The sequence below is a fragment of the Blastococcus sp. SYSU D00813 genome (assembly GCF_054050735.1).
In genome coordinates this window covers 1-23,101 of record NZ_JBJGZX010000051.1, presented here as the reverse complement: position 1 = coordinate 23,101, position 23,101 = coordinate 1, and the positions used below count along the sequence as shown (strand labels likewise).

The following is a 23,101-nucleotide window of genomic DNA, read 5'->3' as shown; positions in this document are numbered from 1 at the left end:
TCGGTGACCCAAGACTTGTCGGCGCCGTCGGGGGTGGGGGCGCCCGCCACCCGCCACCCCGCGACCGACCTCCCGACCGCGGGGCACAGGCGCCCGCCCGGGCGGGGACGGCCCGGACGTCTCACCCGCTGGGGTGAGACACGGTCAAGGCCACCCGTGGGAGGGCCGTTCCCCCACGGGTGAGCAGCGCAGCGCGGATCAGGCGTCGACCGGCACGGATGACCCGATGGGCCGTCCGGGGAGCGGGCACGGGCATCGCCGCCCTCGTCGCGATCGGGCTCGTCCCGGGCATGGCGACGGCCGCTCCCACCGACTCCGAAGTTGCCGCGGCGGAGGCCGAGCGCGACGCCGCGGCCGCCCAGGTCGGCGAGCTGACCGCCCAGCTCGCCGCCGCCGAGGCCGCCGCCGCGCAGGCGAGCCAGGCCTCGCAGATCGCGCTGCAGGACTACCTGGAGACCCAGGCCGCGCTGGAGGCGGCGCGCGCCGCCCAGGCCGCCGCCCAGGCCGCCCTCGACGAGGCGCAGGCGCAGCTCGAGCAGGGGCGGGTCGAGGTCGCCGACTTCGCCCGCACCAGCTACATGCAGGGCAGCACCTCCCCGGGCATCACCGCCCTGATGAGCTCCGGCGGACCGGCCGAGCTGCTCGAGCGCGCCGCGCTGCTCGAGGCGGCCGGGACCCACCGCGTCGACGTCGTCGACCAGCTGACGGTGCTGGAGCAGCAGGCGACCGCCGCCGAGCAGGAGACCACCGCCGCTGCCGCGCAGGCGCAGGAGCTCGAGGCCCAGGCCTCGGTGCAGCTCGCTGACGCCGAGGCGCAGGAGACCGCTGCCCGCCAGCAGACCGCCGCCCTCGAGGGGCAGCGCGCCGCCGTGCAGCAGGAGCTCGCGGCCGCCGAGGCCGAGGTCGGCCAGCTGACCGCCGAGCAGCAGGCCGCCGAGCAGGCCGCCCGTCCGGCGCCCGGTGCACCCGCGCCCCAGCAGCCGGCGCCGGCCCCGCAGCCGGGCACGCCGGCGCCGGGCACCGGCACGTCCGGGGGCGGCTCGTCCTCGGGTGGTGGCGGCGGTGGTGGCGGCGGCGGTGGCGGCACGCCTCCGCCGGTCCAGACGACGGTCGGCTCCCCGTCCGCCTCGGCCGTCGAGGTCGCCATCGACGCGGCGATGGCCCAGCGCGGTACGCCCTACTCCTACGGCGGTGGCAGCACGCGCGGCCCCGGCCCGGGGATCGGCAGCGACTCGGGCGTCGTCGGCTTCGACTGCTCGTCGCTGGTCCAGTTCGCCTATGCCCGTGCCGGCGTCTCGCTGCCGCGCACCAGCCGGGACCAGTACCACCGCTTCCGGGACCAGACGGTGGCCCGTGCCGACCTGCAGCCCGGCGACCTCGTCTTCTGGGGCTCCGGCTCGAGCTACCAGTCGATCTACCACGTCGCGCTGTACATCGGCGGCGGCAAGGTCGTGCAGGCACCCGAGAGCGGCGACGTCGTGAAGGTCTCCAACCTGTGGACCTACGACTACTACGGCGCCGTCCGGCCGACCGCCTGAGCACTCCCGACCGGGAACGGAACAGGGCCTCGCGCTGCTGCGCGAGGCCCTGTTCCGTTGGGGCGTCGGGCAGCCACGGGGGGAGCTGCCCGACGCACCGGCGAGGTTAGCAGGAGCTTCTCGGGTGGGGCAGGGGTCGGTGCGCGTGTCGTCCGCGACTGTCCTGCCCGGTCCGGGCCCCAGGTGTAGGACACTGGTCAGGGGACGGGCACGCCGCCCCGTCGCCGGCCTCCGCGAGGCCGGGTCCGGCACGAGCAGGGAGCCCAGTGAGTCAGGCCGCCAGCACCTCGAGCGAGATCCCCCAGGGCGCCACCGCCGCCGGCGCGCAGCCCGTCCCGCCGGCGGCCGACGCCGCGCGGATCGAGCGCGCCCTGTTCGAGATCAAGCGGGTCATCGTCGGCCAGGACCGGCTCGTCGAGCGCATGCTCGTCTCGCTGCTGGCCCGCGGGCACGTGCTCCTCGAGGGCGTGCCCGGCGTCGCCAAGACCCTCGCCGTCGAGACGCTGGCCACGGTCGTCGGCGGCAAGTTCGCCCGCCTGCAGTTCACGCCCGACCTCGTGCCGGCCGACATCATCGGCACCCGGATCTACAAGGCCGGCCAGGACACGTTCGACACCGAGCTCGGCCCGGTGTTCGCCAACTTCGTGCTCACCGACGAGATCAACCGCGCGCCGGCGAAGGTCCAGTCGGCGCTGCTGGAGGTCATGGCCGAGCGGCAGGTGTCGATCGGCGGGGTCACGCACCCGCTGCCCGACCCGTTCCTCGTGCTGGCCACCCAGAACCCGATCGAGTCCGAGGGCGTCTACCCGCTGCCCGAGGCCCAGCGCGACCGCTTCCTCATGAAGGTGCTCGTCGACTACCCGAGCCCGGAGGAGGAGCGGGAGATCATCTACCGGATGGGCTCCACCCCGCCGGTGCCCGAGACGGTCCTGGGCCCCGACGACCTGCGCCGCATGCAGCGCACCGCCTCCCAGGTCTTCGTCCACCACGCGCTGGTCGACTACGTCGTCCGCCTGGTGGTCGCCACGCGCGCCCCGCGCGAGCACGGCATGGACGACGTCGCCTCGTGGGTCTCCTACGGCGCCAGCCCGCGCGCCTCGCTCGGGCTGATCTCCGCCAGCCGCGCGCTGGCGCTGGTCCGCGGCCGCGACTACGTGCTGCCGCAGGACGTCCTCGACATCACCACCGACGTGCTCCGCCACCGGCTGGTGCTCTCCTACGACGCGCTGGCCGACGGCGTCCCGGCCGACCACGTGGTCAAGCGGATCCTGCAGACCGTGCCGCTCCCCCAGGTCACGCCCCGGCAGCGCGCAGGCGGCTTCGGCCCCTCCGCGCCCGGTGGGCCGGCCGTTCCGGGTTTCGGCGGACCGGCGCAGGGCCCGCAGTTCGGGCCGCCGCCCGGCCAGGGGCCGCAGTACGGGCCCCCGGCGGTGCCCGGCCAGCCGCCGCGCCCGCAGGTGCCCGCCGTCCCCGGTCCCGGTGCGCCGGGTGCGCCCGGCGGCACGGCCGGCCCGCAGGCGCCCGGCGCCAACGGCTACGGGCGCGGACCGCAGTCGGCGTGAGGCTGCGGCGCAGGGCGGCCGCCGAGGCGGCCCCGCCCGAGCAGGACGCCGCCGAGGCGCCCCGTGACGAGACGCCCGACGGCGCCGCCGTCCCGGACGAGGACGTCCCGGCACCGGCGGACACCCCCGGCTCCGGGATCGACCCCGGACGCGGCGACGGCGCCCCGCCGAACTTCGCCGAGGGCCCGGCCGACGTCCTCCTCCAGCGGCTGGAGCTGACCGTCCGGCGGCGCCTCGACGGGCTGCTGCAGGGTGACCACCTCGGCCTGGTCCCGGGGTCGGGCACCGAGGCCGGCGACTCGCGGACCTACCACCCCGGCGACGACGTCCGGCGGATGGACTGGCCGGTCACGGCGCGCACCCAGGTGCCGCACGTGCGCGAGACCATCGCCGACCGCGAGCTGGAGACCTGGGCGGTCGTCGACCTGTCGGCGAGCCTGGACTTCGGCACCGCCAACTGCCAGAAGCGCGACCTGGCCATCGCCGGGCTCTCGGCCGTCAGCCACCTGACCGTGCGCGGCGGCAACCGGCTGGGCGCGATCGTCACCACCGGCGAGCGGGTCGACCGCTACCCGGCGGCCGCCGGCCGGCTGGCCGCCGACCGGCTGCTGCGGAACGTGGTGGCGACCCCGCGTGCGGCGGGCGGACGCCGTGGCGACCTGGCCGCCGCGCTGGAGAGCCTGCGCCGCCCGCCGCGCCGCCGCGGCCTGGTCGTCGTGGTCTCGGACTTCCTCGGCGACAGCGACTGGGAGCGGCCGCTGCGCGGGCTCGCCGCCCGGCACGAGCTGCTGGCGATCGAGGTCGTCGACCCGCGCGAGCTCGAGCTGCCCGACGTCGGGCTGCTGACCGTCGTCGACCCGGAGACGGGGGAGACCCTCGAGGTCCCGACCGGCGACGCCGAGTTCCGCGCCCGCTTCGCCGCGGGCGCCGCCGCCCAGCGCGAGGCGATCGCCCGGGCGCTGCGCCGCGCCGGTGCCGGGCACCTGCAGCTGCGCACCGACCGCGACTGGCTCATGGACGTGGTCAGATTCGTTGCCGACCGACGACGGGCCGGCTCCGGAGGGGCGTCCCGATGACGCCCCTGAGCCCTGGCAGCCGTCGCGACCGCCGGCGTGCCGGCAGTGGAGGGGCCTCCCGATGACCTTCCAGGCTCCGCTCTGGCTGCTCGGCCTGCTGGCCGTCGCGGCGCTGGTGGCCCTGTACGTCGTCCTGCAGCTGCGGCGGAAGAAGTACGCCGCCCGGTTCACCAACGTGGCCCTGCTCGGGTCGCTGGTGCCCCGGCGGCCGGGGTGGAAACGGCACGTGGCGTTCGGCCTGGTGGCCCTCGCGCTGGGCGTGCTGATCGTCTCCCTCGCCCAGCCGAGCACCGAGGTGCGGGTGCCCCGCGAGCGGGCGACGGTCGTCATGGCCGTCGACGTGTCGATGTCGATGGAGGCCACCGACATCGAGCCCAACCGCTTCGAGGCGATGCAGGTGGCGGCCAAGGAGTTCGTCGACGTCCTGCCCGAGCAGATCAACCTCGGGCTGGTCGCCTTCTCCGGCACCGCGACCACGCTGGTCACCCCGACGACCGACCGCGGGCAGGTGCGCGCGGCCATCGACAACCTCGAGCTGTCGGAGGCCACCGCCATCGGCGAGGCGATCTTCACCTCGCTGACGGCGATCGCGAACTTCCAGACGGCGCTGGGGGAGACCGAGGAGGACGTGCCGGCGCGCGTCGTCCTGCTCTCCGACGGCACCAACACCGTGGGCCGCAGCACCACGCAGGCGATCGACTCCGCGCTCGACGCCGGCGTGCCGGTGTCGACCATCGCCTTCGGCACCGACTACGGCACCGTCGAGATCGAGGGCGAGGCCGTGCCCGTCCCGGTCGACCGCGCCGCGCTGGAGGACATCGCCGAGGAGACCGGCGGCAGCTACAGCGAGGCGGCCAGCGCCTCCGAGCTCGAGGAGGTCTACTCCGACCTCGGCAGCCAGATCGGCTACACGACCGAGCCCCAGGACGTGAGCTACTGGTTCGTCCGCGGCGGCGTGCTGCTGGCCCTGCTCGGCGCCGTGATGAGCCTGCTGTTCACCAGCCGGCTGCTGTAGACGCGAACGGAGTCGCCCGGTGACGGGATCCGTCACCGGGCGACTCCGTACGGCCCCCTCGCAGGGTCTCGCCGCGAGCCTGCGAGCGGTGGGGGGCGAGGGGGTCCTCGTTCAGACCGTGAAGCCCCGCTGGCGGCGGAAGAGCTTCTTGATCATGAACAGCGTCTGCAGCACGGTGACCAGGTAGAGCACCGGCCAGCCGATCGACAGGATCGCCGACTGGACGCCGACGCTCTGCTGGCTCCAGGCGTAGATCAGCACGAGGAACGTGGCGACCGCGCACACCGCAGGCATGACGTACGCCGACCCGCGGCCCTTCTCGGCGGCCGCCTGCGCGGCCCAGTTGTCCTTCTCCGACCGGGAGAGGAACTGCACCCACGCGGTCATGAAGTGCCCCATGCGGATCCACATGTAGAGCTCGGCCGGGGCGAACAGGAACGCGTAGAGGAGGTCCGAGGCGCTCTTGTCGTGCATCGACAGGGCGATCCGCAGGTTCAGCAGCGTGGCCACCGCCGGCGGGATCAGCCAGACCGGGTTGAACACGAACGCGTCGATCGACAGCGCCGCCGCCAGCAGCAGCAGGAACGACATGCGCGTGCCGATGTTGAACAGCATCGAGATGTTCTCGTACCAGCGCAGCCGCAGGTTCGGGTGCAGCGGCTGGCCCTTGGTGTCGCCGCGCTGACCGGGCCACAGCAGGTCGATGCCGCCGAAGTTCCACTTCACCTGCTGGCCGTGCAGGGCGCGCAGCGTGGTCATCGGGCCCACGAAGGCCCGCGCACGGGCGCTGATCTTCGTGTTGAAACCGGCGTCCTTGATCTGCAGCGAGAGCTTCGAGTCCTCGACCTCCGAGTCGCGCACCCACGGCGCGGACTGGCGGTAGCGGTACATGACCGCCTCGAGCGCCCGGACGCTGAAGAGGCTGCACTGGCCGCCCAGCACGGCCATGTTCCGGCCGCGGACGAGGTTGTCCATGTTGAAGCCGGCGAACTGGGCGCGCTGCCCGGCGACCAGGTACTTCGCCATGGCGCCCTTCACCCGGGACTTGTCGAAGGTGTAGATCGCCGACAGCCCGCCGATGCGCGGGTCGGTGACCATCTCCTTCTCCAGCCACTCGACGCAGCGCCGGTCGAGGGTGGTGTCGCCGTCGACGCCGAGGATGTAGTCGTAGCCCCGGCTGACGTAGTAGCCGAAGTTGAGGGCGCCGACCTTCTTGTCCGGGTTCTCGCCGATGTCGTGGACGTGGACGACGGTGTGGTACGCCTCGCCCTTCACCACGCGGAAGTGCTCGCCGGCGAACTGCGCGGCGATCTCCGGGGTGTCGTCGTCGGTGTTGTTGATGATGACGTGGATCGCGTCCGGCGGCCGGGTCTGCGCGAGCAGCGAGGTGAGGACGTCGGCGATCGTCGACTCCTCGTTGTAGGCCGGGATGATGCAGCTGATGGTGGCCGTGCGGCGCTGCTCGTCGCCGGCCGGGCCGCCGAACTCGGCGGGCACCAGCGAGGTGATGTCGGGGACGCTCTGGTCCCCGCGGGCGAGCAGGGTGACGCGGTCGGTGGACCGCCGCATGCCGTGGACGACGAGCTCGGTCACTTCGGGTCCTCCTGGAGGAGCGGGAGCTCGAGGGTGTCGAGCACGGTCTGGCGGTAGTAGCGCTGGGAACGCGGCTCGGTCTCGACGAGCAGGTCGAACTGGACGTAGAGGGTCACGGTCTCCGCGGTCGACGCCGACGGCAGGACGGTGAAGGCGGTGCTGTAGCTGAACGGCGGCATGACGGCGAACTCGCCGCGGTCCTCGACCACCACGGTGCGGGCGGTGCCGTCGTCGGCGGTGACGGCGAAGCGGGTGACGAGGACCTCGGTGTCCTCGTCGCTGTCCGCGCCCTCGATGTGGGCCGACAGCTGGATGGTCTTCTCCGCGTCGGCGGTCCACTGCGTGGCCTGCTGCGCGGTCCAGTAGTCGATGACGACGTCCTGGGCACCGGCGGCGAGCACGCGGGTGAGCGAGCCGGTGTCGAGGTCGCCGACCGGCCGCACCGGTGCGGCGGTCGTGGCGGCCGCGGCCTCGGTGGTCGCGGCGGCGTCGGCGCCCTCGTCGGCGGCGGCGTCAGCTCCGTCGGTGGTGGCGGCCTCGGACTCCTCGGCGGACGACGAGTCGCCGGAGAGGTCCGGGCTCATGCTGACGTCGGGCCAGGAGCAGCCGGTGGTCCCGGCCATGAGTGCGAGTGAGAGCCCCAGCCCCACGGCTCCTGGCCGTAGGCGCCCGAGGCCGGGCATGCGTCGTGACACGAATTCCCCCCGTGTTCGATCGATGACCGCAGACACGGAAGGAAACGGCGCTGTCCCCCAACTGCGGCCGGCGCCGACGTTAGGGAGCGGGAACAGCGAGTAGTGGGTTCTCCACCCGATCAGGCGAGCGCGTTCCGTCGTCCGGGTGTGACGGCGGCCACCCGAACGCTGCGGCCGGTCACGTGGCGTGACCGGCCGCCCCGGGATCAGCGACGAGGGTCGAGGACCAGCTTGCCGGTGGTGCGGCGGGCGCGGAGGTCCTGGTGGGCCTCGCGGACCGCCGACAGGGGGTAGCGGCCGCCGATGACCGGGCGCAGCGCGCCGTCGGCGACCAGCGGGAGGAGCTCGGTCATGGCGTCGTCCATCATCTGCGGCCGCGCCATGCAGTGGGCCAGCCAGAAGCCGATCACCGCGCGGCTCTTCTGCAGCAGCATCCCCGGCGGCACCGACCGGGTCTCCTCCCGGGCGGCCATGCCGTAGGTGACCAGCCGGCCGAAGGGCGCCAGCGCCGACAGCGAGCCGGAGAAGACGTTGCCGCCGGTCATCTCCAGGACGACGTCGACCGGCCGGCCGCCGTTGGCCTCGCGCAGCGCCGCGGTGAACGCCTTGGGGTCGTCGTCGGCCAGCGCTGGGTCGACCGAGGCGTCGGCGCCGAGCTCCTCGGTGAGCGCGCGCTTCTCCGGGCTCGAGGCGGTGGCGATGACGCGCCCGGCGCCCCACCGGCGGGCCAGCTGCACGGCCAGCGAGCCGACGCCGCCCGCGCCGGCGATGACGACGACGGACTCGCCGGCGGCCAGGTGCGCGCTGGTGCGCAGCAGGTGCCAGGCGGTGGCGCCCTGCAGCACCACCGACAGCGCCTGCTCGTCGGTGACGCCGTCCGGGACCTCCCAGGTCAGCCGCGGGTGCGCGGCCACCTTCTCGGCGTAGCCGCCGCCGTCGAGCAGCCCGACCACCCGCGGGCCCCCGCCGGCCGGGGTGCCGACGAACTCCGCGCCGGGGATCAGCGGCAGCGTCTGCGGCGCCAGGTAGGAGTTCTCCGCCTGGTGGGTGTCGGCGTAGTTGACGCCGGCGGTGGAGACGTCGAACAGCTGCTCGCCGTCCCCGGGGACGGGGTCGGGCAGGTCGACGACGTTCAGGACCTCGGGCCCACCGAATTCGGTGATCTGGACAGCACGCATGGCGCCGAGGCTAGGGCGCGGCGGGAGCACGGGACGGCCCGGCCCGCTCACGGCCCGGCCCACTCACGGTGCGGCGCCCGAGCCGCGCGCGCGAACCGGCACAGAGGGACCGCAGCCGGACACTCAGGGCACATCCGGCGCCCCCCGCCGGCCCTAGCTTCTGGACCGGCTCGCCGCCCCGCCCGGCCGCGGGCCGGCGTCCACGCCGCTCGGGAGCAGGAGGCTCACCCATGCCCGTCATCACCACCGCCGACGGAACCGAGATCTTCTACAAGGACTGGGGCGCCGGCCGGCCCATCGTCTTCAGCCACGGCTGGCCGCTGTCGGCCGACGACTGGGACACCCAGATGATGTTCTTCCTCCGCCACGGCTACCGGGTCATCGCGCACGACCGGCGAGGCCACGGTCGCTCGGCGCAGGTCGCCGAGGGACACGACATGGACCACTACGCCGACGACCTCGCCGCGCTGACCGCGCACCTCGACCTGCGCGACGCGGTGCACGTGGGGCACTCGACCGGCGGCGGCGAGGTCGCGCACTACATCGCCCGGCACGGCCAGGACCGGGTCGCGAAGGCGGTGCTGATCAGCGCGGTGCCGCCGATCATGGTGCAGTCCGAGGCCAACCCGGGCGGGCTGCCCAAGAGCGTGTTCGACGGCATCCAGGAGCAGGTGGCCACCAACCGGTCGGCGTTCTACCGCGACCTGGCCGCGACCGCGTTCTACGGGTTCAACCGGCCCGGCGTGGAGCCCATCGAGGCGGTGGTCCAGAACTGGTGGCGGCAGGGGATGGCCGGCGGCGCCAAGGCGCACCACGACGGCGTCGTCGCGTTCTCCCAGACCGACTTCACCGACGACCTCAAGAAGATCACCGTGCCCGTGCTGGTCATGCACGGCGACGACGACCAGGTCGTGCCCTACGCCGACTCGGCGCCGCTCTCGGCCGAGCTGCTGCCGAACGGGACGCTGAAGACCTACGCCGGTCTCCCGCACGGCATGCCCACCACGCACGCCGAGACGATCAACGCCGACCTGCTGGCCTTCCTGCAGGAGTGACCCCCGGCGGGGGGGGGGGGGGGGGGGGGGGGGGGGGGGGGGGGGGGGGGGGGGGGGGGGGGGGGGGGGGGGGGGCCGGGGGGCGGGGGGGCGGGGTTGGGGGGGGCGCGGGGGCGGCGCGGCGCCGGGGGGGCGGGCCCCGCGGCCCCCCCGGGACGGGCGGCGGGCTCAGGTGACGGGCAGCGCGACGAGACGTGCGGCCAGCTCGGCGTTGCGGCGGAGGAACGGCGACCACCCGCGCGGGGCGCGGGTGCCCGAGGTGGCGCGGGTGCACGTCTCCTGGCTCCAGGAGCACAGCCGGCCGCCGCGGAAGCCGAGCCGGACCAGGACGTCGCCGGTCCACCCCGTGACGTCGCGGTCGTCGTCCCGGCCCGGTGCGGTCACCCGCTGCGGCGCGACCACCCACTCGACGGCCTCGATCTCCTCCTGGAGCCGGGCCGCGGCCTCGTAGGCCTGCGCCTGCGCCGCGGCGTCCCGCCGGTCGGCGAGCGCGGACAGCGCGGCGGCCACCGCCGCCGGCTCCCGGTCGAGGACCGCGGTCAGCGACGCCGCGAGCTGCGGGACGGGGACGTCGTGGGCGCCGCGCAGCCGGGCCAGCTCCCGCGCGCCCGCGGACCGGGCCGGCCCGGCGTGCCCCAGCGGGTACACCCGGCTCAGGCCGGAGACCGCCAGGTGTGCCCGCCGGGCGCCCAGGTAGGGGCCGAAGGTGCGGACGCCCGCCACCGGCCGGTGCTCGTCGACGACGTCGAGGCGCGGCGCCTCCGGCGAGGGGTCCATCCGGATGACGACGGGCACCTCCGAGCCGCCGACCACCCGGTTCCACGGGGGCAGCGAGCGCTCGAGCAGGTTGCGCTCGGCCCAGGCGGCCTCGTGCACGGAGTCGCAGACCAGGGCCTCGATCGCGGCGACACGCGGCACCATCCGGCGCAGGTGGCGCCGGTCGCGCAGGTCGCCCCAGTAGGAGCTGGCGCGGCGGCGCAGGTCCGTGGCGCGGCCGACGTACAGCACGCGCCCGGCGCCGTCCCGGAAGCGGTACACGCCCGGGGCGGTCGGCAGGACCGCGACCGCGTCCGGTCGGGCCGGCACCCGTCAGGCGACGTCGGTGCGGGCCTCGGCCAGGTACTCGCGCACGGCCGGCTCGGGGACCCGGAAGGACCGGCCCACGCGCACCGCCGCCAGCTCGCCGCCGTGCACGAGGCGGTACACGGTCATCTTGGAGACCCGCATGATCCCGGCGACCTCGGCCACGGTGAGGAAGCGGGGCGTCCGCTCGACCGGCGGGCGCTGGGCGACCGGCGCCGTGCCGGGCCGGACGCCGGCGGGGAGGGGGTGACCCGTCCGCTGCGGGACCGGGGGCCGCGCGAAGGAGCGCTGGGCGAGGGTGGCGGAGCGGGCGAGAGCCGGAGCGGGGGAGCGCTGGGGCAGGGTCACGGGGTTCTCCTCGAGCGGGTCGGCGGACGCGGTGCCGGGAGGCCGTCGGTGACGGTCCGCGTCCGTGCTGGAACTGACCGTAGGAGAGCGGGCGGACCGGGCGCGAGGACGACGAGGACGAGACGAACCGGTCCGCCTTGTCAGATGTTGACCGTGCGCTGGACGGGACCCGTGCGAAGCGCGAGGTGACGGGCGCGTGGCGTGCGGGCGCCACCGTGCGCCGGACGGGTCCGGCCCCGGCTCCGCGCAGCCGGGCCCCGCCCGCCCGCGGCCCCCCGAGCGGAGCCGTGGCGCCTCAGGACGCGCCGGCGGGCGGGCGGGACGGTCACGCGGGCGGGGCGCCCGCCGTCGGAGCTGCCGCGGACGAGCCGGTCGACGGCGCGGCGGTGGTCGCCGTCGGGGTCGGGGTCGGGGTCGTCGTCGCGGCCGGCGCGGTGGAGGTCGTGGTGGGAGCCGTCGAGGTCGGGCCCGCGGTCGCGGCCGTCGGCGCGGACGGCGTCGCCGGGGTCGGGCTCGGCGGTGGCGCCGTGGTGGGGGTGGGCGCCGGGGGTGGCGGCGCCGCGGGCGTGGGGGCCGGCGGTGGCGGCGCGGTGGGCGACGGGGGTGCCGGGGGCGGTGCGGGCGTCGTCGGCACCGGGGCTGCCGGCGTCGGCGCGGGGGCCGGCGAGGGCGGCGGCGGTGGTGGCGGAGCGGGAGCCGGCGGGGGAGCCGGCGTCCCCGGCGCGACGGGCGGCGGCGCGGCGGTCTCGGTCACCGCGGGCGGCGCGGCCGGGTTGGCCGGGGGCACCGAGGGCGGGGGCACGGCCTCGGTCGGGATGGTGGGCACCGGCGTCCCCGCGTACGAGGCCGCGAGGGTGAGCACCGTGGCCACGTACTCCTCGGAGTGGTTGTACGCGTAGACCGCGCGCCGCTGGCCCTCGACGGCGGTGAGGTCGTCACCGGCGGCGCACAGGTAGCGGGCGGTGGCGAGCGCGGCGTCCTGGATGTCGTAGGGGTCCGCCGTCCCGTCGCCGTCCCCGTCGCTCTCGTAGGAGGCCCACGTCGACGGGATGAACTGCATCGGGCCGACGGCGCGGTCGTAGACCGTGTCGCCGTCGAGGCGGCCGCCATCGGTGTCGCGGATGAGCGACGACCGGGTCCCGTCGAGCGCGATGCCGCGGATCGGCGGCGCCGAGCGCCCGTCGGTCTGCAGCACCGCGCCGGCGAACCGGCCGTGGTTGGACTCGACCCTCCCGATCGCGGCGACCAGGGACCAGCTGATACCGCAGCCGGACGGTGCCGCCGCCGCGGCGGCGTCGTAGGCGTCGCGGGCGACGGACGGGATGCCACCGGCCGCGAGGGCGGAGGCCGCCACCGGCGCGGCCGGTGCGGGGCTGTCGCCGGCGGCCGCCGGCGTGCCGGGCGCCGCGGCGGGGACGACGGTGCCGTCCGCCGCGGCCTCCGGGGAGGGGGCGGGGTCGCCGGTGCGCTGCTGCGCCCCGTCCAGCGCCGGCTCGGTGGCGGCCCGGGCGGCGGCCTGCGGGCGGTCCTGGCCCGCGGCGGCCGCGGGCGCGCTCGGGTCGTCTGCCTGCGAGGTGGCGGTCAGCGCGGCGACGGCGACGACGACGGCCGCCCCGCGGCAGAAGCCGGACGCCTGCGCCCACACCGACCGCGGCCGGGGGTCCGGTGGCCGCCGGCGTCCGCCTCGCGGCCCCGCTCCGGTCTGCTCCGCCATCGGTCCGTCCCCCCGTCGGCCTGGTCCCGTGCGTCCCACTGTGACGTCCGGGCGCACGGCGGCGCGGCCCCCAGAGCGGGGGGTGCCTGCCCGTGCCGGGGCTCACCCGTGCGAGCGGGAGGGGGGCCGGACCGCTGGAGTCCGCGCCCGCCTGCGCCGATGCTGGTCGGGCACGTCCGCTGGAACCGAGGGGGTCTCGTGATCATCAACTGCCGGGCCAAGGCGCCTGCCAGCGACCTCACGGTGCTCAGCGAGGTCGCGTCGGTCCTGGACGCCCGCAGCGCCGTGGTGCGGGCCCCGGTGACCGTGGCCGTCTCCGACCGCGCCGCACTCGGCATCGCCGGGATGTTCAGCAGCGCGACGCCCTCGGGCCAGGTGCTGGGGCGCTTCGCCCGGACCGGCACCGCGGACAGCGCCGAGCTGCTGGACGCCGTCCGCGTCGAGCAGGGCTTCGCCTCGGCCGAGGGCCACGCGGCGCTGCACTGCCTCGCCGGCTGGGTGCGCAAGCAGGTCTACAACGGCTCACACGCCGACTGAGGCGCCCACCTCGGAAGGCGGCGGGCGACGACGGGGGAGCGGCGCAGCACCGCCGGGCGGCCGCTGCGTGCGGCGACCTCCAGGTGGTCCAGCAGGATCTCCAGACCGGACGGCGACAGCGCGGTGACCGAGCCGGCGTCGATCGTGCCCACCCGCGCCGGCTCCCGGCCGTAGCGGCGCACGAAGTCGGCCACCGCCGCGGAGTCCACCTCCCCGGCCAGGCACAGCACGCCACCGCCGCTGCTGTTCAGCAGCCGGACCACGCCGCGCGCCGTGCGCAGGTCGGACAGGGTCACGGCCGGACGCTCCGCAGCGGATCGGTCGTGCCGTCGACGCAGGCCAGGCCGGCCACGTCCCAGCCGGCCCGCGTCGCGCCCGCCAGGTAGGCCGCCTCGAGGAAGTCGAGGACGGCGGCCCGCGGGTCCTCCGCCTGCCGCGCGACGTCGTAGGGCAGCACCGCGAGGGAGCTCGTTCCGCGGGGCAGCCAGGAGGCGCCCGCGGGGAGCGGGTCGGAGGCCAGCCCCTCCGGCTCCGGTGCCGTGTAGGAGTAGAAGGCCGGGTCCGGGAACGTGGGGTCGCCGAACCAGAAGCCGGAGCTCACCACCTCGCGACTGTAGGCCTCCCGCGTCACGGCGTCGGCGCCGGAGGGGTGGTCGACGACCCGGTCGGAGAACCGCGTGACCGCGATGTCGAAGGTGTGCCAGAAGTGGTGCACCGGGCTCGTCTTGCCGGAGAAGCGGCCGGCGAACTCCTCCAGCACGAGGCCGACCTGGCTGAGGACCTGCCAGTAGCGGGTGACGGACGCCGGGTCGTACGTCGCGTGCTCGTCGTCCTCCGCGAAGGGCCGGCCGGCGTCGGGCAGGTCGAAGGGGCGGGCCCCGGCGATGTCGACGTCGATGCGCAGGCTCGCCAGCGCGGCCGTCAGGTCGGCGTGCACCCCGGCGACCGAGCGGCCGACCAGACCGGAGGAGACCCGCCTGCCCTCGATCGTGGCCACCTCCAGCCGGTGCTCGACGAGGTCGAGGTCGATGGTGAACGTCGGGTCCAGACCCATCGGCCGGGTGGTGATGCCGCGGCCGGTCACGTGGAAGGGGACGTTCCACCAGTGGTTGCGCCGCGGGCTGGTCAGCAGCCGCACCCGCCCGACCATCTGCGCGATCCGGTGCAGCGTGGCCAGCGTGTCCGACCACTCGGCGTAGGGCATCGGCGGGAACAGGTGCACGGGGTGCCTCTCGATCGGGGAGGACCGCGGCCGCAGCCCTGCCGCACAGTGTGCCGCCGCCTCAGTCGCAGACGGCGACGGCGTCGATCTCCACGAGCAGGTCCGGCTCGCCCAGCGCGCTGACCCCGACCAGCGTCACCGGCTTCACCGGGTCGACGCCCAGCCGTGCGGCGGCGCGGCCGGCGCCCTCGCCGAAGGCCGCGAACTTGGACGGGTCCCAGTCGACGACGTAGACGGTCAGCTTCGCGACGTCGGCGAAGGTGGCGCCCGCCCCGGCCAGCGCGGCGGCGACGTTGAGGAACGCCTGCTCGGTCTGCGCGGCCAGGTCGCCGGCGCCTACGGGCTCGCCCTCCGCCGTCCGGGCCACCTGGCCGGCGAGGAAGACGGTCCGCGCGCCGCGGGCCACCGCCACCTGCGCGTAGACGTCGGGGACGGGCAGGCCGGGCGGGTTGATCAGCTCGACGGACACGGGGTCCTCCTCAGTAGTGGGGCCCGAAGCATTGCATAGCAATGCCATGTATCGTCAAGTCGTGCCCAGGACCGCCGACCCCGTCGTCCGGCGCCGCCTCGTCGAGCGCGCCGCCGGGATGCTCGCCGCCCGTGAGCCGGTCACGCTGCGCTCGCTCGTCGAGGGCACCGGCGCCTCGACCATGGCCGTGTACACGCACTTCGGCGGCATGCCGGGCCTGTGGCGGGCGGTCCGGCAGGAGGGCTTCACGCGCCTGGCCGACCGGCTGGCCGCCGTCCCGGTCACCGCCGACCCGGTGCACGACGTCGCCGCGCTCGGGGTCGCCTACGCGGCCAACGCGCTGGAGCACCCGGCGCTCTACCGGGCGATGTTCGACGCGGTCGCCGAGCTGGAGGACCCGGCGCAGGCCGACCGCGGGCTGGCGGTGCTCGTCGAGGCCGTGGCCCGGGCCCGCGACGGGCGGCGGCTCGCCGCGGACGCCGACCCGACCGGGCTCGCCACCCGGCTGTGGCTGGCCGGCCACGGCCTGCTCAGCCTGGTCGCGCAGGGGGTCCTCCCGGCCGAGGTCGTGGCCGGCCACTCGGTCGAGACCACGGTGGCGCTCCTCGTCGCGGCCGGGGACGACCCGGCCCGCTGCCGGCGGTCCGTGCGGCGCGCCTGGCGTGGGGCCGGGGGTGCACCCGGGGCCGGTGGGGCCGGCCTGTAACGATCCGCCGGAGCCGGACACGTACCCGGTGTGATCGCGATGCAGGGGCCACCACCGATGACCGGTCCACCACCAGGTGCCGACTCCTTCGAGGAGGTGTACCGGACCTCCGGGCCGGCCGTCCTCGGCTACGCGCTGCGGCGCAGCCCCTCCCGCGAGGACGCCCTCGACGTGGTCGCGGAGACCTTCGCGACCGCCTGGCGGCGTCGCGCGGACATGCCTCCGGACACCGTCGACGTCCGCCCGTGGCTCTTCGCGATCGCCCGCCGGTGCCTGGCCAACAGCCGCCGGGGGAGCGACCGGGCCGACCGGCTGGGCCGGCGCCTCGCCGAGGCGCTCCCGGCGGAGTCGGTCCCCGACCCCGCCCTCCTGCACGAGCGCTCGGCGGACGGCCGCCGCGTCCGGGCCGCGCTGTCGGAGCTGTCGGCGGAGGACCGCGAGCTCCTGACGCTCGTCGCCTGGGAGGGGCTCACCCCGGCCCAGGCCGCGGTCGCTCTCGGCCTGTCCGGAGGCGCCGCCCGGGTGCGCCTCCACCGCGCCCGCGGCCGGCTCCGGGCCGCCCTCGACGCCCCCACCGCCCGTGAGGAGACCCTTCGTGACCACTGACCGAGAGCTGGACGCCCGCCTGGCCGCCGCTGCCGGGATCCGCGACGCGGACCTGCCCGCCCTCCCTGCGGCCTTCCTCGACGAGCTCCGCGCCGAGGAGGCGGCAGCCGCCGCCGAGCCGGCCCCGGTGGTCGCCGCGCGCCGGCTGGTCGCCGACGCGGCCGCGGCTCGGACGGCGCCGGGCGGCCGGCGCCGGCGCCCGGGCCGGAGGGCGCTGATCCGTGCGGGTGCGGGGCTGCTCGCGCTCGCCGCGGCCTGGACCACCGCGGTCGTCGTCGACGGCCCGGCGGGGGACCCGCCCCCCGGAGCGCAGCCGGGTCCGTCGACGGACCCGTCGCGGTCGCCGGCCCGGACGCCCCTCGACCCGCCCGGCGGGCTCATCCTCGTGGCGGCCGAGGCGGTCGCCTTCCCGTACTCCCTGGACCCCGCTCCCGAGGGACTGACCCCCGTCCTGGTCCGCTCCGGCGGACTGGAGGTGTCCGGGGCGGTGGAGCAGGTGGTCCACAGCGCCCGGTACGCCTCCGCCGACGACCCCGGCTTCGTCCTGAGCGTCTCCGCCGAGGACCCGCGGCAGCCGCCGCCCGGCGCGCAGGCGCAGCCGCCGTACAGCGAGGAGGAGGTCGAGGAGCGCGGGACGCTGGTCGTCGACGGCGTCCCGGCCGACTTCGTCAGCGCCACGCTCGCCACGCCCGACTGCCGGTACGCGCCGGCGACCCCGACGCAGGAGGAGGGGCCGGCGACGCTGTGCAGCGACGCCTACGCCGAGATCGTGTGGCAGCGCCCCGACGGGCTGTGGGTCGGCGTGGCGGGAGAGGGTGACCGCTACGGGCAGGTGCCGGCGCTGGTCGCGGTGGCGGAGTCGCTCGTCGACCGGCCGCAGCCGGTGGCCCTGCAGTTCGGCCTCGCCCCGGCCGGTTGGGTGGTGTCGAGCTACGAGAGCCCGGCGAACCTGACGCTCGTCAGCGCGGCCGACGCGACGAGCCCCAGCGAGCGGGTCGGGCTGAGCGTCCAGGAGCGCTGGCGGGGCTACGAGACGGCCGACGACGTCGTCCGGGGGATGGCCGGCGGGAACCCGGTGGAGGCCGTGACGGTCGACGGCCGGCCGGCCGCGCTGGTGTCGGTGCCCGACCCCTTCGCCGCCCCGGACTCCGGCCGCCGGACGTGGTACCTCGGCGCCGGCTTCCCGGACGGAGGGCCGCTGTTCCTGTTCCAGGCGCCCGACTCGCTCACCCGGGAGGACGTGCTCGCCATGGCCGAGGAGGTCACCTACACGCCCTGACGGCCGCGCCGCCCGCACGGCGCGGAGCGGTCGTCGTCCCCGTCCGTACCCGCCGGTAGCGCGCTGGGCCCTCGGACCACGGGCTAGGTTCGACGGCGACAGCGGCGCAGGGGCAGGGAGTTCGACCGTGGGTGATGGCGGCAGGTCGGTGCTGGTGACCGGGGGCAACCGGGGGATCGGCCTGGCCATCGCCCGGGCCTTCGCCGCGCAGGGGGACGCCGTGGCCGTCACCCACCGCGGCAGCGGCGTCCCCGAGGGGCTGTTCGGCGTCACCTGCGACGTCACCGACGCCGAGGCCGTGGACCGCGCGTTCACCGAGGTCGAGGAGCACCAGGGGCCGGTGGAGGTGCTGGTCAGCAACGCCGGGATCACCCGCGACGGGCTGCTCATGCGGATGAAGGAGGACGACTTCACCGACGTCCTCGACGCGAACCTCACCGCGGCGTACCGGGTGGCCAAGCGGGCGACCCCCAAGATGGTCCGCGCCCGCGCCGGCCGGATGGTGTTCGTCTCCTCCGTCGTCGGCCTGCTGGGCTCGGCCGGCCAGGTGAACTACGCGGCGAGCAAGTCCGGGCTGGTCGGCCTCGCCCGTTCGATCGCCCGCGAGCTCGGCGGCCGCGGCATCACCGCCAACGTGGTGGCGCCCGGCTTCGTCGAGACCGACATGACGGCCGCGCTGCCCGAGAAGCGGCAGCAGGAGATCCTCGGCCAGGTCCCGCTGGGGCGGTACGCCTCGGCGGAGGAGGTGGCAGGGGTCGTGACGTTCCTCGCCGGCGAGCACGCCGGCTACATCACCGGGGCGGTCGTCCCGGTCGACGGCGGACTGGGGATGGGGCACTGATGACGGACACGACGGCGACCGGCCTGCTGGCGGGCAAGAAGATCCTGGTCACCGGGGTGCTCACCGAGGCGTCGATCGCCTTCGCCACCGCGCGGATCGCCCAGGAGCAGGGCGCCAGCGTCGTCCTGTCCAACTACGGCCGCACCCTGTCGCTGTGCCGGCGCATCGCCAAGCGGCTGCCGCAGGAGCCGCCGGTCATCGAGCTCGACGTGACCGACCCCGAGCACCTGGGCACGCTCGCCGACCGGCTGCGCGAGCAGGGCTTCGACAGCCTCGACGGCGTCGTGCACTCGATCGGCTTCGCCCCGCAGGAGGCCATGGGCGACGGGTTCCCCGAGGTCGCCTGGGAGCACGCGGCCACCGCGTTCCAGGTCTCGACCTGGTCGCTGGCCTCCCTCACCCAGGCCTGCCGGCCGCTGTTCGGCGAGCGCGCGTCGGTGGTCGGGCTGACCTTCGACGCGTCGGTGGCCTGGCCGGTGTACGGCTGGATGGGGGCGGCCAAGGCGGCGCTGGAGTCCACCTCCCGCTACCTCGCCCGCGAGCTCGGCCCCGAGGGCGTGCGGGTGAACCTGGTCGCCGCCGGTCCGCTGCGCAGCATGGCCATGAAGTCGATCCCCGGCAGCAAGCAGTTCGAGGACGCCTGGGAGACCCGCGCGCCGCTGGGCTGGTCGGTCACCGACACCGAGCCCGCCGGCAAGGCCGTCGTCGCGCTGCTGTCGGACTGGTTCCCGGCCACCACCGGCGAGATCGTGCACGTCGACGGCGGGTTCCACGCCGTAGGCGTGTGACCGCGCCCGACCGCATCCGACCGAGCCCCGGCAGGCGAACCCTCCCCGTGCCCCGCGCCACCGACGTCGACATCCACCCCGGCCAGCGCCCCGACGACGACCCGTCGCTGGCCGTCCGCAACAACGGCGGCGCCGAGCCGGCCGCGGTCCCCGCACCGCCCGGCCGGCGGGAGGCGCTGCTCGTGCTCTCCTTCGGCGGCCCCGAGGGCCCCGCCGACGTGATGCCGTTCCTGGAGAACGTCACCCGCGGCCGCGGCATCCCGCGCGAGCGGCTCGAGGCCGTCGCGGAGCACTACCACCACTTCGGCGGGGTCAGCCCGATCAACGACCAGAACCGGGCGCTGATCGCCGCGGTCGAGGCCGACCTCGCCGCGGCCGGCGTCGACCTGCCGGTCTACTGGGGCAACCGCAACTGGGCGCCCTACGTCGAGGACACCTGGCGGCAGATGGCCGACGACGGGGTCGAGCACGTGTACGTCTTCGCCACCTCGGCCTACGCCTCGGCGTCCGGCTGCCGGCAGTACCACGAGGACGTCGCCCGGGCCCGCGCCGCGCTCGGTCCCGGGGCGCCGACCGCGGAGAAGCTGCCGCACTACTTCGACTCGCCCGGGTTCGTCCGCGCCAACGCCGACGCGCTCGCCGCGGCCCTGGCCGAGCTGCCGGCCGACGTCCGCGGCAGCGCCCGGCTGGTCGCCACCGCCCACTCGATCCCCGACGCGATGGCCGCGGTCGCCGGGCCGGACGGCGGGGCCTACCAGGACGAGCTGCACGCCGCGGCCCGCGCCGTCGTCGACGCCGTCGACCCGGGGCGGCACCTCGACCTGGTCTGGCAGAGCCGCAGCGGCCCGCCGTCGGTGCCGTGGCTGGAGCCCGACGTCAACGACCACCTGCGCACGCTGGCGGCGGCGGGGGAGACCGCGGTCGTCGTCCTCCCGATCGGGTTCGTCAGCGACCACCTGGAGGTCGTCTGGGACCTCGACAACGAGGCCCGGGAGACCGCCGCGGAGCTCGGCCTGACCTTCGTGCGCGCCGGCACGGCCGGCACCCACCCGGCGTTCGTCGCCACCGTCCGGGAGCTGCTGCAGGAACGCCGCGCCGGCGGCCCGCCGCGGCTGGGCACGAACTGCCCCGCGGCCTGCTGCTTCGTGGACCGTCCCGCGCGTCCTCCGCGCTGACGGCACGTCGCGCGGAGCGCTCCTACCGGGGGAGGGCGTTGTAGCCGGCGGCCAGGGCCGCGCGGACGGCGTCGGACAGCGGCCGCAGCGCCTCGTCGCGGGCCGCGGCCTGGGTCGTGGTGACGGCGCCGCCGGGCGCGTCGGCCATCGCCAGGTCGAGCACCCGGGCCAGCCGCTGCGCCCGCGCGAGCACCGAGAGCGCGAGCGGGTCGGTGTCGGCCGGCATGCCCGGCACCTGCGCCGCCCGCGCCAGCCCGGCGAGCAGGGTCGGCACCTCGGGGTGCCAGCGCGCCAGGTCCAGGCCCGCCAGCGTGCGGGCCGCGTCGCCGACGGCGAGGTCGAGGGCGCCCGAGGCGGCCCGCAGCGTGCCCTCGACCGGCGGCGGCGCGTGGACGCCGGCCAGCGGGAACGCCGTCCAGGTGACCACCTCGTTGCCCAGCGGCTGCGGCACCAGCGCCAGCCCCGCGCCGACGGCGGCCTGGCCGGCAGCCAGCGCGAGCTCCGTCAGGCCCGGGACACGGGGCAGGCCGCTGACGTCGCCGGCCACCGGCAGCACGAGGGCAAACCGCCGCTCGCCCAGCCCGCGCAGCGCTGCCAGGGCCTGGCCGAGCGGCACCGCGCCGCTCGTCCCGGGCATCCCGGTCACCACGTGGGCGACGTCGCCGGTGAGCGCGTCGAGGGCCTCGTCGAAGGAGCACCGGTCCGACAGCCAGGCGGTGGCCCAGGCGGCGAAGCGGCCGGCGGGGAGGTCGTGCACGCCAGCGAGGCTACGTCGGACCGGAGGCCCGGCCGGGCACACCGGCCGGACACAACGGTCGTGTGACGTGATCGCCGGCGCTGTTCCTGGTCAGCGCCGCGGGTGCGAGAGTGGCCCCGTGGACCCCTGGCTGCTCTGGCTCATCGCCTCGGGGCTGTTCGCCGCCGGCGAGGTCGCCACCCTCGACCTGACCCTGCTGATGTTCGCCGGCGGCGCGCTCGGCGGGATGACCGTCGCCCTGCTGGGCGGCGCGGTCGTCTGGCAGTTCGTCGCGTTCGTCGCCGTCGCCGCCGTGCTGCTGGCGCTGGTGCGGCCGCTGGCCAAGCGGCACCTGGTGGACCGCACCCCCGAGCAGCTGGACGGCGTGGCCACCCTGGTCGGCCGCACGGCCAAGGTGTCGCAGGCCGTGGACGGGCACGGCGGCCGCATCCTGCTGGGCGCCGACGAGTGGACCGCCCGCAGCCAGTACGCCGGCGACACGTTCCCGGTCGGCACCACCGTGCGGATCCTCCAGGTCGACGGCGCCACCGCCGTGGTGGGCGACGCCCTGGAGCTCGAGTGACGTCCCACCCCACCCCGACGAAGGGAGCCCTGCCGTGACCCCCGCACTCATCGCGGTCGTCGTCATCGCGCTGCTGGCGCTCGTCGTGATCGCCAAGAGCGTCACGATCGTGCCGCAGGCCCAGGCGAAGGTGGTCGAGCGGCTGGGCCGCTACAGCCGCACCCTGTCGCCGGGCCTGTCGATCCTCGTGCCGTTCATCGACCGCGTGCGGGCCACCATCGACCTGCGCGAGCAGGTCGTCTCGTTCCCGCCGCAGCCGGTCATCACCGCCGACAACCTGCAGGTCGGCATCGACACCGTCGTCTACTTCCAGGTGACCGACCCGCGGCTGGCCGTCTACGGCATCGCGAACTACATCACCGGCATGGAGCAGCTCACCACGACGACGCTGCGCAACGTGGTCGGCGGGCTCAACCTCGAGGGCGCGCTGACCGGCCGCGACGGCATCAACAGTCAGCTGCGCTCGGTCCTGGACGGGACCACCGGCCCGTGGGGCCTGCGGGTGGCCCGGGTCGAGATCAAGGCGATCGACCCGCCGGCGTCCATCCAGGACTCCATGGAGAAGCAGATGCGCGCCGACCGCGACAAGCGGGCGATCATCCTGCAGGCCGAGGGTCAGCGGCAGTCGCAGATCACCACGGCGGAGGGCCAGAAGGCCGCCGCCATCCTCTCGGCCGAGGGCAAGAAGCAGGCGGCGATCCTGGAGGCGGAGGCCGAGCGGCAGAGCCGCATCCTGCGGGCCGAGGGTGAGCGCGCGGCCATCTACCTGCGCGCGCAGGGCCAGGCCAAGTCGATCGAGACGGTCTTCCAGGCCATCCACGACGGCAAGCCCGACCAGGGGCTGCTGGCCTACCAGTACCTGCAGACGCTGCCGCAGATCGCCCAGGGCGACGCGAACAAGATGTGGATCGTCCCCAGCGAGTTCAGCAAGGCGCTGGAGGGGCTGGCCCGCATGGGCGGCGCCGACGGGGACGGCGCGCGGTCGTGGATGGACGTCGGCCCGTCGAACGGCTCGAGCGGGCCGGCGCGGGAGATGGACACCAGCGGCTGGTTCGAGTCGCAGCTGCCGCCGGCCGCCGAGCAGCCCGAGGCCCGCATCGAGATGACCAACCTCTCCGACACGGTGCCCGCCGTGCCGGCGCCCGCGATGCCCGAGACCGGCTCCATGGCGCGGACCGCCGCGGAGGAGGCCCCGCCGGCGCCGCCGATGCCGCCGCAGGGCCCGCCGATGCCGCCGCGGGGCCCGCAGCAGCATTAGCCGAGCCCGCGGACGCCGGTGGCCCGGGACCGTGCTCGGTCCCG

24 protein-coding genes are annotated in these 23,101 nt (G+C 76.0%); 14 read left to right on the top strand and 10 right to left on the bottom strand.

Annotated features, from left to right (window positions below; all coding sequences use genetic code 11):
• Window positions 1-218 precede the first annotated feature (218 nt).
• The 4 genes from ACI8AX_RS22155 to ACI8AX_RS22140 all read left to right on the top strand — a co-directional run bounded on the left by ACI8AX_RS22155 (window position 219) and on the right by ACI8AX_RS22140 (window position 5,191).
• On the top strand, window positions 219-1,538 hold the full coding sequence (locus tag ACI8AX_RS22155; RefSeq protein WP_456552034.1) for an NlpC/P60 family protein: 1,320 nt from the start codon (window positions 219-221) through the stop codon (window positions 1,536-1,538).
• 266 nt (window positions 1,539-1,804) lie between these two features.
• Window positions 1,805-3,100, top strand: coding sequence for an AAA family ATPase (locus ACI8AX_RS22150; RefSeq protein ID WP_456552033.1), 1,296 nt, complete (start codon window positions 1,805-1,807; stop codon window positions 3,098-3,100).
• Window positions 3,097-4,176: a DUF58 domain-containing protein gene (locus tag ACI8AX_RS22145; RefSeq protein ID WP_456552032.1), complete on the top strand. Its 1,080-nt coding sequence runs from the start codon at window positions 3,097-3,099 to the stop codon at window positions 4,174-4,176. The genes ACI8AX_RS22150 and ACI8AX_RS22145 overlap by 4 nt, the downstream gene beginning before the upstream one ends.
• Before the next feature lie 61 nt (window positions 4,177-4,237).
• Entirely contained in the window at window positions 4,238-5,191 is a 954-nt protein-coding gene (locus tag ACI8AX_RS22140) for a VWA domain-containing protein (RefSeq protein WP_456552031.1), read from the top strand.
• Window positions 5,192-5,302: 111 nt separating this feature from the next.
• On the opposite strand, the gene ACI8AX_RS22135 is transcribed toward ACI8AX_RS22140, so the two are convergent.
• The 3 genes from ACI8AX_RS22135 to ACI8AX_RS22125 all read right to left on the bottom strand — a co-directional run bounded on the left by ACI8AX_RS22135 (window position 5,303) and on the right by ACI8AX_RS22125 (window position 8,657).
• A complete protein-coding gene (locus tag ACI8AX_RS22135) occupies window positions 5,303-6,784 on the bottom strand; it encodes a glycosyltransferase family 2 protein (protein ID WP_456552030.1) in 1,482 nt (493 codons plus the stop codon).
• Window positions 6,781-7,407, bottom strand: a complete 627-nt coding sequence (locus ACI8AX_RS22130; protein WP_456552029.1) for a hypothetical protein — start codon at window positions 7,405-7,407, stop codon at window positions 6,781-6,783. The genes ACI8AX_RS22135 and ACI8AX_RS22130 overlap by 4 nt, the downstream gene beginning before the upstream one ends.
• Before the next feature lie 278 nt (window positions 7,408-7,685).
• A complete protein-coding gene (locus ACI8AX_RS22125) occupies window positions 7,686-8,657 on the bottom strand; it encodes a quinone oxidoreductase family protein (RefSeq protein ID WP_456552028.1) in 972 nt (323 codons plus the stop codon).
• Window positions 8,658-8,887: 230 nt separating this feature from the next.
• Here ACI8AX_RS22125 and ACI8AX_RS22120 point away from each other — a divergent pair, with 230 nt between their 5' ends.
• Complete coding sequence (locus ACI8AX_RS22120) at window positions 8,888-9,712, top strand: alpha/beta fold hydrolase (protein ID WP_456552027.1); 825 nt, start codon at window positions 8,888-8,890, stop codon at window positions 9,710-9,712.
• 168 nt (window positions 9,713-9,880) lie between these two features.
• On the opposite strand, the gene ACI8AX_RS22115 is transcribed toward ACI8AX_RS22120, so the two are convergent.
• The 3 genes from ACI8AX_RS22115 to ACI8AX_RS22105 all read right to left on the bottom strand — a co-directional run bounded on the left by ACI8AX_RS22115 (window position 9,881) and on the right by ACI8AX_RS22105 (window position 12,857).
• On the bottom strand, window positions 9,881-10,750 hold the full coding sequence (locus tag ACI8AX_RS22115; protein ID WP_456552026.1) for a nucleotide excision repair endonuclease: 870 nt from the start codon (window positions 10,748-10,750) through the stop codon (window positions 9,881-9,883).
• 51 nt (window positions 10,751-10,801) lie between these two features.
• Window positions 10,802-11,143, bottom strand: a complete 342-nt coding sequence (locus ACI8AX_RS22110) for a helix-turn-helix domain-containing protein (RefSeq protein WP_456552025.1) — start codon at window positions 11,141-11,143, stop codon at window positions 10,802-10,804.
• A gap of 325 nt (window positions 11,144-11,468) precedes the next feature.
• The gene (locus ACI8AX_RS22105; protein WP_456552024.1) at window positions 11,469-12,857 is read right to left on the bottom strand and encodes a lytic transglycosylase domain-containing protein; all 1,389 of its coding nucleotides are present in this window, start codon (window positions 12,855-12,857) and stop codon (window positions 11,469-11,471) included.
• 198 nt (window positions 12,858-13,055) lie between these two features.
• Between ACI8AX_RS22105 and ACI8AX_RS22100 the strand changes: the two genes are divergently transcribed.
• Complete coding sequence (locus tag ACI8AX_RS22100) at window positions 13,056-13,394, top strand: hypothetical protein (protein ID WP_456552023.1); 339 nt, start codon at window positions 13,056-13,058, stop codon at window positions 13,392-13,394.
• On the opposite strand, the gene ACI8AX_RS22095 is transcribed toward ACI8AX_RS22100, so the two are convergent.
• The 3 genes from ACI8AX_RS22095 to ACI8AX_RS22085 all read right to left on the bottom strand — a co-directional run bounded on the left by ACI8AX_RS22095 (window position 13,370) and on the right by ACI8AX_RS22085 (window position 15,085).
• Window positions 13,370-13,690 carry a hypothetical protein gene (locus ACI8AX_RS22095; RefSeq protein ID WP_456552022.1) on the bottom strand — a complete coding sequence of 107 codons (321 nt, stop codon included), beginning with the start codon at window positions 13,688-13,690 and terminating at the stop codon, window positions 13,370-13,372. The genes ACI8AX_RS22100 and ACI8AX_RS22095 overlap by 25 nt on opposite strands.
• The gene (locus ACI8AX_RS22090) at window positions 13,687-14,616 is read right to left on the bottom strand and encodes a DUF5996 family protein (RefSeq protein ID WP_456552021.1); all 930 of its coding nucleotides are present in this window, start codon (window positions 14,614-14,616) and stop codon (window positions 13,687-13,689) included. The genes ACI8AX_RS22095 and ACI8AX_RS22090 overlap by 4 nt, the downstream gene beginning before the upstream one ends.
• A gap of 61 nt (window positions 14,617-14,677) precedes the next feature.
• Complete coding sequence (locus tag ACI8AX_RS22085; protein WP_456552020.1) at window positions 14,678-15,085, bottom strand: RidA family protein; 408 nt, start codon at window positions 15,083-15,085, stop codon at window positions 14,678-14,680.
• A gap of 61 nt (window positions 15,086-15,146) precedes the next feature.
• On the opposite strand from ACI8AX_RS22085, the gene ACI8AX_RS22080 reads away from it, so the two are divergent.
• The 6 genes from ACI8AX_RS22080 (at window position 15,147) to ACI8AX_RS22055 (ending at window position 20,480) form a co-directional block, all read left to right on the top strand.
• Entirely contained in the window at window positions 15,147-15,791 is a 645-nt protein-coding gene (locus tag ACI8AX_RS22080) for a TetR/AcrR family transcriptional regulator (protein WP_456552019.1), read from the top strand.
• Between the two features lie 57 nt (window positions 15,792-15,848).
• Complete coding sequence (locus ACI8AX_RS22075) at window positions 15,849-16,397, top strand: RNA polymerase sigma factor (protein ID WP_456552018.1); 549 nt, start codon at window positions 15,849-15,851, stop codon at window positions 16,395-16,397.
• Window positions 16,387-17,676 carry a hypothetical protein gene (locus tag ACI8AX_RS22070; RefSeq protein ID WP_456552017.1) on the top strand — a complete coding sequence of 430 codons (1,290 nt, stop codon included), beginning with the start codon at window positions 16,387-16,389 and terminating at the stop codon, window positions 17,674-17,676. The genes ACI8AX_RS22075 and ACI8AX_RS22070 overlap by 11 nt, the downstream gene beginning before the upstream one ends.
• Before the next feature lie 127 nt (window positions 17,677-17,803).
• Complete coding sequence (gene fabG, locus ACI8AX_RS22065; protein WP_456552016.1) at window positions 17,804-18,517, top strand: 3-oxoacyl-ACP reductase FabG; 714 nt, start codon at window positions 17,804-17,806, stop codon at window positions 18,515-18,517.
• Complete coding sequence (gene fabI, locus ACI8AX_RS22060; RefSeq protein WP_456552015.1) at window positions 18,517-19,305, top strand: enoyl-ACP reductase FabI; 789 nt, start codon at window positions 18,517-18,519, stop codon at window positions 19,303-19,305. Before fabG ends, fabI begins: the two co-directional genes overlap by 1 nt.
• Before the next feature lie 47 nt (window positions 19,306-19,352).
• Window positions 19,353-20,480, top strand: a complete 1,128-nt coding sequence (locus ACI8AX_RS22055) for a ferrochelatase (RefSeq protein ID WP_456552014.1) — start codon at window positions 19,353-19,355, stop codon at window positions 20,478-20,480.
• A 22-nt stretch (window positions 20,481-20,502) separates the two neighbouring features.
• Here the strand turns inward: ACI8AX_RS22055 and ACI8AX_RS22050 are convergent, their stop codons facing one another.
• Entirely contained in the window at window positions 20,503-21,237 is a 735-nt protein-coding gene (locus tag ACI8AX_RS22050; RefSeq protein ID WP_456552013.1) for a hypothetical protein, read from the bottom strand.
• Between the two features lie 118 nt (window positions 21,238-21,355).
• On the opposite strand from ACI8AX_RS22050, the gene ACI8AX_RS22045 reads away from it, so the two are divergent.
• Together ACI8AX_RS22045 and ACI8AX_RS22040 are read left to right on the top strand one after the other, a co-directional pair.
• Window positions 21,356-21,799, top strand: a complete 444-nt coding sequence (locus ACI8AX_RS22045; protein ID WP_456552012.1) for an NfeD family protein — start codon at window positions 21,356-21,358, stop codon at window positions 21,797-21,799.
• 34 nt (window positions 21,800-21,833) lie between these two features.
• A complete protein-coding gene (locus ACI8AX_RS22040) occupies window positions 21,834-23,057 on the top strand; it encodes an SPFH domain-containing protein (RefSeq protein ID WP_456552011.1) in 1,224 nt (407 codons plus the stop codon).
• Window positions 23,058-23,101 lie beyond the last annotated feature (44 nt).

Coding starts and splice junctions, on each gene's coding strand:
- ACI8AX_RS22155 (WP_456552034.1), top strand. CDS start 219: ATGACCCGATGGGCCGTCCGGGGAGCGGGCACGGGCATCGCCGCCCTC.
- ACI8AX_RS22140 (WP_456552031.1), top strand. CDS start 4,238: ATGACCTTCCAGGCTCCGCTCTGGCTGCTCGGCCTGCTGGCCGTCGCG.
- ACI8AX_RS22130 (WP_456552029.1), bottom strand. CDS start 7,407: ATGGCCGGGACCACCGGCTGCTCCTGGCCCGACGTCAGCATGAGCCCG.
- ACI8AX_RS22125 (WP_456552028.1), bottom strand. CDS start 8,657: ATGCGTGCTGTCCAGATCACCGAATTCGGTGGGCCCGAGGTCCTGAAC.
- ACI8AX_RS22120 (WP_456552027.1), top strand. CDS start 8,888: ATGCCCGTCATCACCACCGCCGACGGAACCGAGATCTTCTACAAGGAC.
- ACI8AX_RS22105 (WP_456552024.1), bottom strand. CDS start 12,857: ATGGCGGAGCAGACCGGAGCGGGGCCGCGAGGCGGACGCCGGCGGCCA.
- ACI8AX_RS22075 (WP_456552018.1), top strand. CDS start 15,849: ATGACCGGTCCACCACCAGGTGCCGACTCCTTCGAGGAGGTGTACCGG.
- fabI (WP_456552015.1), top strand. CDS start 18,517: ATGACGGACACGACGGCGACCGGCCTGCTGGCGGGCAAGAAGATCCTG.